Raw genomic sequence first — 13,604 nt, 5'->3', positions numbered from 1 at the left:
CGGGAGGACGCCTCGCCGTCCCCCGCGGCCCGGCCCGATACGGCACCGGTGACGCGCTCGGCGCGGCAGCGGGGAGGCCGCCGCCGGCCCGTCGTGGGAGCCCCGGTCCTCCCTGCGGACCGGCCGCTCGGGGTGGGGCGGCCGATCCGTCCTCCGGGGCGGTGACGGCCCGCGCGGGCCGTCACCGTCAGTGGAAGAAGTGCCGGGTCCCGGTGAAGTACATGGTGACGCCGGCCTTCTTCGCGGCCTCGACGACCAGTTCGTCGCGGACCGAGCCGCCGGGCTGCACCACGGCCTTCACACCGGCGCCCGTGAGGATCTCCAGGCCGTCGGGGAAGGGGAAGAAGGCGTCGGAGGCGGCGTAGGACCCGGCCGCGCGCTCGGCACCGGCCCGCTCGACGGCCAGCTTCGCCGAGTCGACGCGGTTGACCTGGCCCATGCCGACACCGACCGAGGCGCCGTCCTTGGCGAGCAGGATGGCGTTGGACTTCACCGCGCGGCAGGCCCGCCAGGCGAAGGCGAGCTGCTGGAGCTCCTCCGCGTCGAGCGCCTCACCGGTGGCCAGGGTCCAGTGCGCCGGGTCGTCGCCCTCGGCCTGGAGCCGGTCGGTGACCTGGAGCAGGACGCCCCCGTCGATGGGCTTGACCTCGACCGGGGCGGACGGGCGGTCGGGGCAGCGCAGCACGCGGATGTTCTTCTTCTTGGTGAGCACCTCCAGCGCGCCCTCCTCGTAGCCGGGGGCCACGACGACCTCGGTGAAGATTTCCGCGACCTGCTCGGCCATCTCCTTGCTGACCGGGCGGTTCACGGCGATCACCCCGCCGAACGCGGACAGCGGGTCGCAGGCGTGCGCCTTGCGGTGCGCCTCGGCGACGTCGGCCCCGACCGCGATGCCGCAGGGGTTGGCGTGCTTGATGATCGCGACGGCCGGCTCGGAGTGGTCGTACGCCGCGCGGAGGGCCGCGTCGGTGTCCGTGTAGTTGTTGTACGACATCTCCTTGCCGTGCAGCTGCTCCGCCTCGGCGAGGCCCCCCGTGCCGGAGACGTAGAGCGCGGCGGGCTGGTGCGGGTTCTCCCCGTAGCGCAGGGTGCTCTTGCGCTCCCACGTGGCGCCGAGGAAGTCGGGGAACCGCGAGTCGTCGACGGGCGCGTAGTCGGAGGCGAACCAGGAGGCCACGGCCACGTCGTAGGCGGCCGTGTGCTGGAACGCCTCGGCGGCCAGGCGCTTGCGCGTGCCGAGGTCGAATCCGCCGTCCTGCACCGCGGCGAGGACGTCCGCGTAGCGCGCGGGGCTGGTCACGACGGCGACCGAGGGGTGGTTCTTGGCGGCGGCGCGCACCATGGACGGGCCGCCGATGTCGATCTGCTCCACGCACTCGTCGGGCGTCGCACCGGAGGCGACGGTCTCGCGGAACGGGTAGAGGTTGACCACGACGAGGTCGAACGGCTCGACGCCCAGCTCGGCCAGCTGCCGCTGGTGGTCCTCCAGCCGCAGGTCGGCGAGGATGCCCGCGTGGACCTTCGGGTGCAGCGTCTTGACCCGGCCGTCCAGGCACTCGGGGAAGCCGGTGAGCTCCTCGACCTTGGTCACGGGGACGCCGGCGCCGGCGATCCTCGCGGCCGTGGAACCGGTGGAGACGAGCTCCACGCCGGCCTCGTGCAGGCCGCGCGCGAGGTCTTCGAGGCCGGTCTTGTCGTAGACGCTGACGAGCGCCCGTCGAATGGCCCGCTTGTTGCTCTCGGCGGTCACTGGATAACTACCTTTCGTCCCTCAATGCGATAGCCGTTGCGGGCGAGCCGCCCCACGACCTCGACGAGCAGCCTTCGCTCGACTTCCTTGATGCGCTCGTGCAGCGCGCTCTCGTCGTCCTCGTCCCGGACCTCCACCACGCCCTGCGCGATGATCGGGCCGGTGTCGACGCCGTCGTCGACGAAGTGGACGGTGCAGCCGGTGACCTTGGCGCCGTACGCGAGCGCGTCCCGCACGCCGTGGGCTCCCGGGAAACTGGGCAGCAGGGCGGGGTGGGTGTTGACGAACCGCCCGCCGAAGCGGGCCAGGAACTCCTTGCCCACGATCTTCATGAACCCGGCCGACACCACGAGGTCCGGCTCGTGAGCGGCGACGGCCTCGGCCAGCGCCGCGTCCCACGCCTCACGGGTCGCGTAGTCCTTCACCCTGCACACGAAGGTCGGCAGCCCGGCGCGCTCGGCGCGGGCCAGCCCCTCGATGCCCTCGCGGTCGGCGCCTACGGCCACGACCTCGGCCCCGTACGCCTCGGCTCCGACGGCGGCGATCTCGTCGAGCAGGGCCTGGAGATTGGTGCCGGATCCGGAGACCAGCACGACGAGACGCCTGGCGCGCTCGGCCACGGGCTTGGCGGCCACGGTGGGGCCCTTTCTCGGGGAGCGTCTGTACGGTCGGCGGGCACAGCGCTTTGTACATTCACACGAATGCTTCGCACTCCCGGATACGGGGAAGCCTACGAAGCGGCCGACCGTCAGCAACGATACCGGCACACCGGGCGGCCCCCACGGGACGGGGGCATGGCCGGAAGGTAGCGTCTGGGAAGAGCCGGCCCGGGCGCGCCCGGGGCGTGCTCGGGAACGTCACCTGCGCACCGAGCGTTCACGGGATGACGGACCCGGGTCCGACAGCCGCCGGACATCCCACGGCTGACCGGCTCGGCCGTAGTCGATACGTCGTGCGAGGCGGGCGGATCACGCCGTCCCACGTCGTGCTTCATTAAGGGGAAGACGCTCACTTGATGCCGGACCGCAGCCTGCGACTCCTCACGTTCCCCCAGCAGTCGGCGCAGGGAGGGGAGCGTGGCGCCGTGCTGCTCCGGGAGCGCCCCGCCTCGCCTCCCGACGCGCCCCAGGGCCAGGGCGGCGGCGACGGCCGGCGCCGCGGCTCCGAGGGTTCCCAGGGCTCTCACGAGGACAATCCGTTCGCCCCGCCGCCGGAGGGCACTCCGGACCGGCCCTGGCAGCCCCGGCACCCGTCCGGTGGCGAGGGCGGGGACGGCTCGCGCGGGAACGGCGGCCGCTCCCCCTGGGGCCGCAACTGGAGCGATCGCCAGCCCGGCCGCTCCCCCGGCGGCTTCGGCGAGCGTCCGCGCCGGCCGGAGGGCCAGGGCGACGGCCCCCAGGGGTCCGGCCTGCGCTGGGACCCCACGGACCCGGCCCAGCGCCGGGCGCGCTACGCGCTGCTGTCCGGCATGTGGGCCTTCTTCTTCGCCCTGTTCAGCTGGCCCTACGTGGCCCTGCTGCTGGGCTCGCTGGCCCTGTACTGGGCCATCAGCGCCCTGCGCGCCAAGCCCCGCCGCCCCGACCCCGACTCCCCCGCCCCCGGACCGCAGGGCCGCCCCCAGACCACGGCGGCGGTGAGCGGCCTGGTCACGGGATCCCTGGCCCTGGCGCTGGTCGCTGCGTCCTTCACGGCGCAGCTGGTCTACCGCGACTACTACACGTGCAGGAACGACGCCCTCACCCAGGAGGCGAGGCAGTCGTGCAGCGAACTCCTCCCGGAGGAGCTGAGGGGCCTGCTGGGCATGGAGGACTGAGCCGACGGCGGCAGGAGGGAGGCCCCGGCGGCCGGCGGGGCTGGACCGGTGGGTCGCGCCCGCGCCGTGGCCGAGCGGCCGAGCGGCCGAGTTACCGGGGAGGTGTGCACGACGGGGCCGGGCTCCCGGAGAGCCGAGCCCGATGAGCCGTCGCCCCCGGAGTGTGGGCCGCCACGGGGAAGGCCCGGGGCAGGACAGCGTGCGGGCCCCGTGGGGCACCGGCCATCCGAGTCCACAGAACCGACCGGCGCCCGTGCACCCGGCCCTTGAGGGGTCCGCCGACGCAAGCCGCCGATACCCCGCGGACGTCCCGGAACCAACGGGCCCTCGGCCCTGGAGTCCGGATCGCGACGGGGTCCGGAGCGAGCCACCGCCGGACGGCCCGAGGCCCAGCAGCGTGCGGACCCCGTGGGCACAGGCCCACGCGAGTCCACCGGGTACCGGACGCCGCAGACTGCGAGCCGCCGCAGCAGAACCGACCGGCGCCCGTGCACCCGGCCCTTGAGGGGTCCGCCGACGCAAGCCGCCGATACCCCGCGGACGTCCCGGAACCAACGGGCCCTCGGCCCTGAAGCGCGGGTCGTGGCTGCCGGGCGGGCTCCAGGTCCTCGGCTGTGCGGAATCACCCCGTCGGGGGATGCTCGCAACCGGTGGTCCGCGCGGGTGGTGCGTGGGTCGGAGATGGAGTCGGCTCAGGGGGCGTTCGGATCGTCGGCCGGGTCCGGAGGCGTCGTCCCGGCCGGGCGTGAGGGTTCGCCGTCTGCCGGACCGCCGGTGCGGTCGGCGCGGGGCTGCGCGGCCGTGGCAGGTCCGAAGGCGGGTCCGGGTGCAGGGGCGGGTCCGGGTGCGGGGGCGGGTCCGGGTGCGGGGGCGGGTCCGGGTGCGGGGGCGGGCCCGGGTGCGGGGGCGGGCCCGGGTGCGGGGGTGGATCCCCGTGCGGGATCCACGGGCAGGAAGTCGTAGAGAGCGGCGGCGCCGGTGCCCGTGTCGGCCGGGTGCCGGTGGTCGAGCTCGTGGGGCAGCGGGTGGGACGCGTCCGCGTCGGCCCGGGGACGCGGTGACGTGGCCTGCTGCGCTCCGTCCCCGATGGTCGCCCACGCCACGGCGCCGGCGTCGGTGTCGCCCTCGTCCCCGCGCCGCGACCGGTCGGCCCAGCGGCGCCACGGCACCCTGGCCCGTCGCGCCGCCGGGAGCCCGTCCTCCAGGGAGCCCGAACGCGGCCTCCCGATCCCCCGTCGGCCCCGGTCGTCCGGTCCGCCGCCGGACTCCGGCCCCGCGTCCTCCTGTTCGACACCTCGTCCGCCGTCGAACCACACCCCCCGGTCGCCGTCCCCGTCCCCGGCCGCCCTCGGCCGCCTGCCGCGCCACGCCCGTACTGCCAGTGCGCTCGCCGCCGACACCGGGCCGGTCCAGAGCAGCGTCGCGGCCCCCACCTGCCACCACACCGGGCCGAAACGGGAGAGGGTGGCGGTGCCCAGGGGGCCGCCGGCCAGGGCGGCCAAGAGGGCGGCGGTGGCCGCGCACAGTGCCGCCGCCAGCAGGGCCGCACCGGTCGTGCGGCCCAGGGACCAGCGCACGCGGGGGGCGGAGCCGGGCCGCCCCCCGCCGCTCCGCTCGGCCCGGACCCCCGCCGCGCCGCCTCCCACGACCCGGCCCACCGCCACCGCGGCCACCAGCGGGATGACTCCGGCCGTCCAGTTCACCGGCGTCCCCCCACCCGCGTCCGGCACCGCCGCCAGCAGCGGGAACACCGGTGGCACCGCGGGCGGGGCCGAGGCGAGCGGGGTCACGACGTTGCCGGTGCCGAGGACGAAACCCGGCCCGAGGGCGTACGCCGCAGCCCACACCGCGGCGTTCGGCAGCAGCGTCACCGCCAGCGCCAGCACCGCACACCACCCCGGCCAGCTCTCCGCCAGCCGCAGGAAGGCGTCCCGCGTCCGTCCGCCGTGCACGCCCAGCGACACCGCCAGCAGCAGCGCCCCGCCCGCCACCAGCACCGTCACCCCGGCTGCCGCCGCCCGTGCCGCAACGCCCGCACGTCCGTCGGGGCCGAGGAGGAGGTGGCGCAGCCCCCTCGACAGGACGGTGCCCAGGGCCCGTTCCAGTGGCGCGTTCGGACGGCCGTACGCCGTCCACACCCCTGCTCCGGCCGCCAGCACGGCGACCAGCGGCACGCACACCCCCGCCCACGGCCACGACGGCCGCAGCCCACCCTGGGCGGCGTGCAGCGCGGCGGGCACACCGACGGTGAGGTAGCCGAGGACCACGCCCGTCCCCACCGAACGGCCGGAGGCGAGCGACGGGCCGTGTCCCGGGTCCGCCCCGTCCGACGCGTCCAGGTGCCCCGCGGTCCCGTCCGTGGCGTCGCGGGCCGCGCGGTGCACCAGCCACACCGGCACCGCGAGCAGCAGCAGCGGCACGACCCCCACGGGCACAGGCCCCCCGGAGAGGGTGTCCGTGCGGACGAGTTCCACGCCGTGCGCCAGCAGCCACAGCGCCGCCGCGACGTGCAGCGCGCCGCCGGGCCCGCTGTCCGGGTACGGCGAGCCGATCCACAGCACCATCACCAGCACGGTGAACGCCGCGAGCCCCAGCCCCGCGGCGAGGGCACCGCCGAGGAGGCCGGCGGCCAGTGCGGGGAAACGGTCGGGCATCCGGGTGAGCCGCCGGGCGGGTGTCGTGCGGCGAGCGGTCGTCGGGATCACGACCGCCATGCTCCCAACGACACGCGCTTTCCCGGCGCAACAGGCGAAGATCCGCCGTGTCGCTCAATATACGTTTATGTTCTTTTTTGTACGAAGGGGTGTCCTGTGAGACGGAGCCCTGCCACCCCCCTCCCCCCGCCCGAGGAACGCCGACGCCTGCGTGAGGCAGCCACGCTGACGCACGCTCAGCTCGCCGCACGGGTGGGCGTCGGCCACGAGACGGTGCGGGCGTGGGAGTCCGGCCGCACGGCACCGCAGGGCCGGAAGGGGGAGGCGTACGCGAAACTGCTCGCCTCGCTGGCGCGGGCCGCCGAGCCCGTCACCGACGAGGCCGCCGGACGTCAGGAGGGGCAGCCCGGGCAGCCGGTGACGGTCCGTCCGGAAGGGCTCGCCGGGGACGGCCGTCACCAACCGGTCGCACCGGAGCCCGCCGCGTCCACCCAGGCGCCCCCTCCCTCCACCTCTCCCGAGCCCCCGCCGCCTCCCACGTCCCCGCAGGCGTCCGCCCCCTCCCCGCAAGCGTCCTCCACCCCCTCGGAGCCGGCCGCACTCCACGACGAGGACCAGCGCGCCCTGACACCGACTCAGGCCTTCGACGCGCTCTACGCCTTCTGCGCCCCCGCCCTCGCCCGGCAGGCGTATCTGCTCACCGGCCGCCGCGAACTGGCCCGCGAATCGGTCGAGCGGGCCTTCCAGCTCGCCTGGGAACGCTGGCCCGAGGTGGCCCGCGACCCCGACCCGGCGGGCTGGGTGCGCGCCGCGGCGTACGAGTGGGCGCTGTCCCCGTGGCACCGCTTCCGCCCCCGCTACCGGAACCCCGAGCCCCCGCCCGCCGACGCGTCCGACCGCACCCTGCTGGAGGTCCTGCTGCGGCTCCCGCCGCACCGGCGCCGCACCCTCGTGCTCCACGACGGTGTCGGCCTCGGCCTGCCGGAGACGGCGGCCGAGACGGAGGCGACCACCTCGGCGGCGGCCGTACGGCTGCTTCAGGCGCGGGAGACCGTCGCCGCCCGGCTGCCGCAGCTGGCCGATCCGCGGGAGCTGCACGAGCGGCTGACCGAACTGGCGTCCTCCGAGCGCCTGCGCACCGCACAACCGCCCGCCGTCCGGGACGGCAGCGAGCGCCGGGCGTGTTTCTGGACCCGTGCGGCCATCGCCTTCACAGCCGTCCTGATCGGCACGACGGCACTGACCCTGCGTACCGCGCCCACGCGCTACGAACCGCCGGTGCCCCCCGGTGAGACCGTCCAGGGCGTGCCCCCGCCGATGGCTCCCGGCCCGCTCTCGGAGCGGGAGCGGGATCTGCGCGCCAAGCTCCGCAAGGAGTTCCAGCACGGCCCGCAACGAATCGCCCCCGAGTCGCGCTGAGCGCCCGCGGCGCCCGGACGGTGTCCGGCGGCGCACACACGACGGTGGGCCCGTCCCCCTCGCGGGGAACGGGCCCACCGTGTGCCGTACGGGCCGGCCGCACCGGGCGGCCGGGGCGGTCCGGCGGGTCAGCCGGCGAGGATCTCGCGCGCCAGCTTCGCCGTCTCGGTCGGCGTCTTGCCGACCTTGACGCCGGCGGCCTCGAGGGCCTCCTTCTTGGCCTGGGCGGTGCCGGAGGAACCGGAGACGATGGCGCCGGCGTGGCCCATGGTCTTGCCCTCGGGCGCGGTGAAGCCCGCGACGTAGCCGACGACCGGCTTGGTCACGTTCTCCTTGATGAAGGCCGCGGCCCGCTCCTCGGCATCGCCGCCGATCTCACCGATCATGACGATCAGGTCGGTGTCGGGGTCGTTCTGGAAGGCGGCGAGGGCGTCGATGTGGGTGGTGCCGATGATCGGGTCACCGCCGATGCCGACGCAGGTCGAGAAGCCGATGTCGCGCAGCTCGTACATCATCTGGTACGTCAGCGTGCCGGACTTCGAGACCAGGCCGATGCGGCCCGGCTTGGTGATGTCGCCCGGGATGATGCCGACGTTCGAGCCGCCCGGGGTGATGATGCCGGGGCAGTTCGGGCCGATGATGCGGGTCTTGTTGCCCTTCTTGCCGGCGTACGCCCAGAAGGCGGCCGTGTCGTGCACGGCGATGCCCTCGGTGATCACGACGGCCAGCGGGATCTCGGCGTCGATGGCCTCGACGACGGCGTCCTTGGTGAACTTCTCCGGCACGAAGATGACGGAGACGTTGGCGCCGGTCTTCTCGATGGCCTCCTTGACGGTGCCGAAGACCGGTACCTCGGTGCCGTCGAAGTCCACGGTCTGACCCGCCTTGCGCGGGTTCACGCCGCCCACGACGTTGGTGCCGTCACCGAGCATGAGCTTGGTGTGCTTCATGCCGGTGGCGCCGGTCATGCCCTGGACGATGACCTTGCTGTCCTTGTTGAGCCAGATAGACATGGTGTGTGGATGTCCTCGTCCTCGGTGCTTACTTGGCGGCTGCGGCGAGCTCGGCGGCCTTGTCGGCCGCACCGTCCATCGTGTCGACGCGCTGCACCAGCGGGTGGTTGGCGTCGGTGAGGATCTTCCGGCCCAGCTCGGCGTTGTTGCCGTCGAGACGGACGACGAGGGGCTTGGTGACCTCCTCGCCGCGGTCCTCCAGGAGCTTCAGGGCCTGGACGATGCCGTTGGCGACCTCGTCGCAGGCGGTGATGCCGCCGAAGACGTTGACGAAGACGGACTTGACGTCCGGGTCGCCGAGGATGATCTCCAGGCCGTTCGCCATCACCTGGGCGGAGGCGCCACCGCCGATGTCCAGGAAGTTGGCGGGCTTGACGCCACCGTGCGCCTCACCGGCGTACGCGACGACGTCCAGGGTGCTCATGACGAGACCCGCGCCGTTGCCGATGATGCCGACCTCACCGTCGAGCTTGACGTAGTTGAGGTTCTTCTCCTTGGCGGCGGCCTCGAGCGGGTTCGCCGCGGCCTTGTCGTGGAGCTCCTCGTACTCGGGGTGGCGGAACTCGGCGTTGTCGTCCAGCGACACCTTGCCGTCGAGGGCGATGACCTCGCCGGAGGCGACCTTCGCGAGCGGGTTGACCTCGACGAGGAGGGCGTCCGACTTGATGAAGGTGTCCCACAGCCTGATGAGGACGTTCGCGACCTTGTCGGCGACCTCGGCCGGGAACTTGGCAGCCTCGACGATCTCGCGGGCCTTCGCCTCGTCCACACCGTCGATGGCGTCGATCGCAATCTTGGCGACGGCCTCCGGACGGGTGGCCGCCACCTCCTCGATCTCCATGCCGCCCTCGACGGAGGCGATGGAGAGGAAGGTGCGGTTGGCACGGTCGAGGAGGAAGGAGACGTAGTACTCCTCCAGGATCTCCGGGGCCGTCTCGGCGATCATCACCTTGTGGACCGTGTGGCCCTTGATGTCCATGCCGAGGATGTCCGTCGCGCGGGCGACGGCCTCGTCCGGGGTCGCGGCGAGCTTGACGCCACCGGCCTTGCCACGGCCGCCGACCTTCACCTGCGCCTTGACGACGGACTTGCCACCGAGGCGCTCGGTGGCTGCGCGGGCCGCCTCAGGCGTGTCGATGACTTCACCGGCCAGCACCGGTACATCGTGCTTGGCGAAGAGGTCCCTCGCCTGGTACTCGAACAGGTCCACGCGCTTCCGTCCCTATCAGTGATCTCGCGGTTCGTTGGATGCGTGGGCGTGCCGCGAAGGGCAACGTGACGTCCGCCGTCTGTCACAAGGGAGGCGCACACGGTGTCCGAGCGCGCGGCATGTCCGTCTCGCAGGTTATCGCCGCTTGCCGGGGGTCTCTAAATCGCGGGTCACACGTGAGCGGTGATACCTGTCACACGATGTCGCGTTCTCTGGCACGGCGTGCCGGGGGTGAAGGGCCTCACCGGGCTGGGGTTGACCCGGTGAGGCCTGTCGTACCACCCCGGCGAGCGACGGACGCCCAGCTCACCGAGGGTGCGGGGGCGGCCGGTCCCCACCCCAATGGGGACCGGCCGCCCCCTTCCGCAGGCTCTCTCCCGGACAGACCGACGGCTTTCGGCCGTCCGGGGCTCGACGCGCTGCGGAGCTTTCGGTTACCGACCGGTCAGATGCCGTAGGGGCCGTCGAGGCTCCCGTTCACGGCATCCGGAAAGCCGGCGTCCGGGAGGTAGCCGGGCATGACGGACGCGGCGACGCCCCGTCCTCCGCCGACCGCGTGATCGGCGAGCGGCTGCGCACCCGTACGGACGGTGCCGGTCAGGTCCTGCCCGAAGGGCACGGCGGCGCCCGCCGCCCCGTGGACGAACGGGCCGGCCTCGCCGGTCACCCCGTCCGCGAACGGACCGGCCTCGCCGGCGACACCGTGGGCCAGCGTCGCGGCACTGCCCCCGAGGCCCCCGGCCACCGGGCCGACCGTCCCGGTGACGGTGTCCACGACGGGCCGCACCGCACCGGTCACCCCGGCCGCGAAGGGCGGCACCTCGCCCGCGACGCCCTCCGTGAACGGCACGGCCTGCCCGGCCACCCCGTGGGCCAGCGGCGGCACGGCACCGGCGACACCGCCGGCGAAGGGCCGCACGTCCCCCACGACGCCGTACGCCAGCCCGCCCGCGTCGGCGACGGCCCGCCCGGCGACCGGCAGCGCCCCGTCCACGGCGGTGCCCACGACCGGCGGCAGCACCGCGCCCGTGGTGTCGCCGGCCGCCTGCCCGGCCAGACCGGCGGCGTACGCGGGGACGTCCCCGACGACCCCGCCCACGACCGGCCGCACCCCGGCGACGGCACCACCGGCCACCGGCGTCACCTCGCCGACCGTGTCCCCGGCGACGGAACCCGCCTCTCCCACGGCAGCCGTGGCCACGCCCGGCACGTCCCGGACGGTGCCGTACGCGACCGGTGCGACGTCCCCGGCGACCCCGTGGGCCAGCGCGCCCGCGGCCTCCACGGCGTGCCCGGCGGTCCGCCCCACCCCGCCGACGGCACGGCCGGCGACCGGGGTCGCCCCGTCCACGGCGTGCCCCACCGCGCCCGAGACGCCGGCGACGCCGCGACCGGGGACCGGAGCGACTCCGCCCACGGCCCGCTCGGCGACCGGTACGGTCCCTGCCACTGCCTCGTGGGCGAGCGGTGCCGCACCGTCCACGGCGGCTCCGGCGAGCGGCGGGAGGACGGCGTGAGCGGTTTCCGCGGTAGCGGGGAGGAGGGTGCTGTGGGCGGCTCCGGCGAGGGTGTCCGGGGCGGCTCCGGCCGTCGTGGCGAGACGCCCGGGCACCGGGGAGACGGTGGCGCGGGCGGCGGTCGTGGCCCGCGTGGCCCCGTCGTGAGCCGTGCTGCCGATACCGGCGGCACGGTCCTGCGCGCCCTCGGCGGTGCCCCACGCGGCGGCGAGGATCTCGCGCTCGAGTTCGGGGGCGAAGGCGGCGAGGGGGCCGAAGAGGTAGTCGACGACGTCCTGAGCGCCGAGGGAGCGGGCCTCGCCCTGCACCGCACGGGCCGCCTTCGCGCCCTGGAAGGCGGCGGCACCCTTGAGCTGCGCGGCACGCGGGGCGGACTCGGCCACGGACGCGTAGGGGCGCGCGTCGACACCGGCGCCCGCCGCGGTGACGGCCCCGGTGACGGTGGTGGCGTGGGCCTTGATGCCGGTTGCGGTGTCGGTTGCGGTGTCTGCCGCCGTGCCGGTCGTGGCGCCGGTCGGGGCCGCGACCGGCGCGGTCGCGTGGGCGCCCGTGTCGGTGACGGTGCCGGCGGCCGCGACGAGGGTGCCGTCCGCACCGCTGACGCCGTCCGTGATGGTGACGGCGGCGTCGGTCACGCCGTCCGCGGCGTCGGTGGTCGCGTCGGGCGCCGAGAGGGAGGACGCGGGCAGCTCTTCCGCGCCGGCGACGGCGGAGCCGAGCGCCCATGCTCCGGTGACACCGGCGGCGATGACGATGGAACGTCGGATGTTCTTGTTCATGAGTACGTCAGATCCTTGGATCCTGGAGTCCCGAGCACCCGGCAGACGCCGGGAGTTCGGAGGCTGGGGGACATTTCCGGCCGCCGGGCCGTGGTCCTCGGGGACCCCTGCGCGGAGGTGCCCTCCGCGGTGGCCGGCGGTTTCCGCCCGGAGCCCGGTGGGTGTCCGGACGGGCAGACCTCTTCCGCCCTCGGCCGCGGGTCCGCGGCGAGGGGAGGTCCGCCCTAGGCGGGGGAGACGGGAACGTCCCGGTATCCGTCCCGTGCCTGCGTCGCCTCGGCGCGTACGACGGCGCCGGGCAGCAGCCGGAGCGGTGCCCGGTGATCGGCGGTGACGGCCTGCGCGTCACCGTGCCGTGAGCCGCCGGTGTCGGCGGCGGACCGGTTGCCCACCGAGCCGTCGTGCGGACCGCCGGGAACGTGAGGAGCCGGGGCCGGTCCGGCGGGCGCCGCGGCATCCTGCGGAGCGGGGTGGGGCCCGTCGGCGTCGTGCGCCCCGGCCAGGGCGAGGGTCCCCGTGATGGCGTGTGCCGGGCCGTGCACGGCGGCGCCGTCCTGCCCGCCCCGGCGACCGTCGGAGGGGGACGGCAGATCGGTCGACGGCGGGAGCGTGGCCCCGGGCCACGGCTCGGGGCCGGCGGGCGGGGGCAGGGTGGGCGACGGGACGCCGGGCAGCTGCGGCAGCTCGGGCAGCGGCGCGGGCTGGTGGACCCCCGGCACGTCCGGCGGCCAGGGCAGGGACGACAGCGGCGGCACGTCCTGCCGCGCCTCGGCCACCGCGCCCACCAGGTCGTGGACCGGGCTCACGACCCGCTCGCCCACGGCCCGGGCGACGTCCTCGGTCACCCCGGACACCTCGATCGCCGGGGCCACCGGGCTCACCGGCCGGTCCGGCGACGCGGTCTCCTCGCCGGACACCGGCACAGCGCCGGGCACCGACACAGCGGACGCCGCCTCATCCTCGTCGGCGCTGCCGGGAGTGCTCGGGAGGCTGAGGGGGCTTGAGCTGCTCGAGGTGCTCGAAGTACTCGAGGTCGGGGTGCTCGAGGTCGGGGTGCTCGAGGTCGGGGTGCTCGAGGTCGGGGTGCTCGGGGTGCTCGTGCGGTGCGGGCCGCTCGGGCTCCGCACTCCGATCGCCGCGCTTGCGTCGCTCACCTCGCTCACCCGGCTCGTCGGCGCGCGGAGCGGGTCCGCCGCCGCGGCCGGCGCGGACCGGAGCCCGTCGGGCGCCGACGCCGCACCCGGCGGCAGGCCCTCCGCCGCCCGGGCCCGCTCCCCGCACAGCAGTCCGAGCACGAACACCGCGCCCACCAGCAGCGCCACCTGCAGCGCACGCCGCCCGGCCGCGGAGCGCGGTACGCGCTGAGCGGCACTGGACACAGCTGCTGACCAGGTCAAGAGCGGGTGCTTCCTCCGGACGGCGGGACGTGCGGGGACGCGTCGCGGGGTC

10 protein-coding genes are annotated in these 13,604 nt (G+C 75.2%); 3 read left to right on the top strand and 7 right to left on the bottom strand.

What is annotated here, in order from left to right; genetic code table 11:
* Positions 1–187 precede the first annotated feature (187 nt).
* Complete coding sequence (gene purH / locus ACFYOV_RS12745; protein WP_389086355.1) at positions 188–1,750, bottom strand: bifunctional phosphoribosylaminoimidazolecarboxamide formyltransferase/IMP cyclohydrolase; 1,563 nt, start codon at positions 1,748–1,750, stop codon at positions 188–190.
* Entirely contained in the window at positions 1,747–2,385 is a 639-nt protein-coding gene (gene purN / locus ACFYOV_RS12740) for a phosphoribosylglycinamide formyltransferase (protein ID WP_389086352.1), read from the bottom strand. Before purN ends, purH begins: the two co-directional genes overlap by 4 nt.
* A gap of 380 nt (positions 2,386–2,765) precedes the next feature.
* Between purN and ACFYOV_RS12735 the strand changes: the two genes are divergently transcribed.
* Positions 2,766–3,563: a hypothetical protein gene (locus ACFYOV_RS12735; RefSeq protein ID WP_389086350.1), complete on the top strand. Its 798-nt coding sequence runs from the start codon at positions 2,766–2,768 to the stop codon at positions 3,561–3,563.
* 692 nt (positions 3,564–4,255) lie between these two features.
* Here the strand turns inward: ACFYOV_RS12735 and ACFYOV_RS12730 are convergent.
* The gene (locus tag ACFYOV_RS12730) at positions 4,256–6,277 is read right to left on the bottom strand and encodes a DUF6350 family protein (RefSeq protein ID WP_389086347.1); all 2,022 of its coding nucleotides are present in this window, start codon (positions 6,275–6,277) and stop codon (positions 4,256–4,258) included.
* 96 nt (positions 6,278–6,373) lie between these two features.
* Between ACFYOV_RS12730 and ACFYOV_RS12725 the strand changes: the two genes are divergently transcribed.
* On the top strand, positions 6,374–7,636 hold the full coding sequence (locus ACFYOV_RS12725) for a helix-turn-helix domain-containing protein (protein ID WP_389086345.1): 1,263 nt from the start codon (positions 6,374–6,376) through the stop codon (positions 7,634–7,636).
* A 128-nt stretch (positions 7,637–7,764) separates the two neighbouring features.
* Here the strand turns inward: ACFYOV_RS12725 and sucD are convergent, their stop codons facing one another.
* The 4 genes from sucD to ACFYOV_RS12705 all read right to left on the bottom strand — a co-directional run bounded on the left by sucD (position 7,765) and on the right by ACFYOV_RS12705 (position 13,090).
* A complete protein-coding gene (gene sucD, locus ACFYOV_RS12720) occupies positions 7,765–8,649 on the bottom strand; it encodes a succinate--CoA ligase subunit alpha (protein ID WP_389086342.1) in 885 nt (294 codons plus the stop codon).
* Between the two features lie 28 nt (positions 8,650–8,677).
* Positions 8,678–9,859, bottom strand: coding sequence for an ADP-forming succinate--CoA ligase subunit beta (gene sucC / locus ACFYOV_RS12715; protein ID WP_389086341.1), 1,182 nt, complete (start codon positions 9,857–9,859; stop codon positions 8,678–8,680).
* 445 nt (positions 9,860–10,304) lie between these two features.
* Positions 10,305–12,155, bottom strand: a complete 1,851-nt coding sequence (locus ACFYOV_RS12710) for a hypothetical protein (protein WP_389086339.1) — start codon at positions 12,153–12,155, stop codon at positions 10,305–10,307.
* A gap of 224 nt (positions 12,156–12,379) precedes the next feature.
* Positions 12,380–13,090, bottom strand: coding sequence for a hypothetical protein (locus ACFYOV_RS12705; RefSeq protein ID WP_389086337.1), 711 nt, complete (start codon positions 13,088–13,090; stop codon positions 12,380–12,382).
* Positions 13,091–13,169: 79 nt separating this feature from the next.
* Between ACFYOV_RS12705 and ACFYOV_RS12700 the strand changes: the two genes are divergently transcribed.
* Positions 13,170–13,520, top strand: coding sequence for a hypothetical protein (locus tag ACFYOV_RS12700; protein WP_389086334.1), 351 nt, complete (start codon positions 13,170–13,172; stop codon positions 13,518–13,520).
* Positions 13,521–13,604 lie beyond the last annotated feature (84 nt).

It is taken from the genome of Streptomyces sp. NPDC005931 (assembly GCF_042871235.1).
GTDB lineage: Bacteria > Actinomycetota > Actinomycetes > Streptomycetales > Streptomycetaceae > Streptomyces.
Note: the sequence above shows the minus strand (reverse complement) of the source record. Positions and strands in the feature narration are given on the sequence as shown.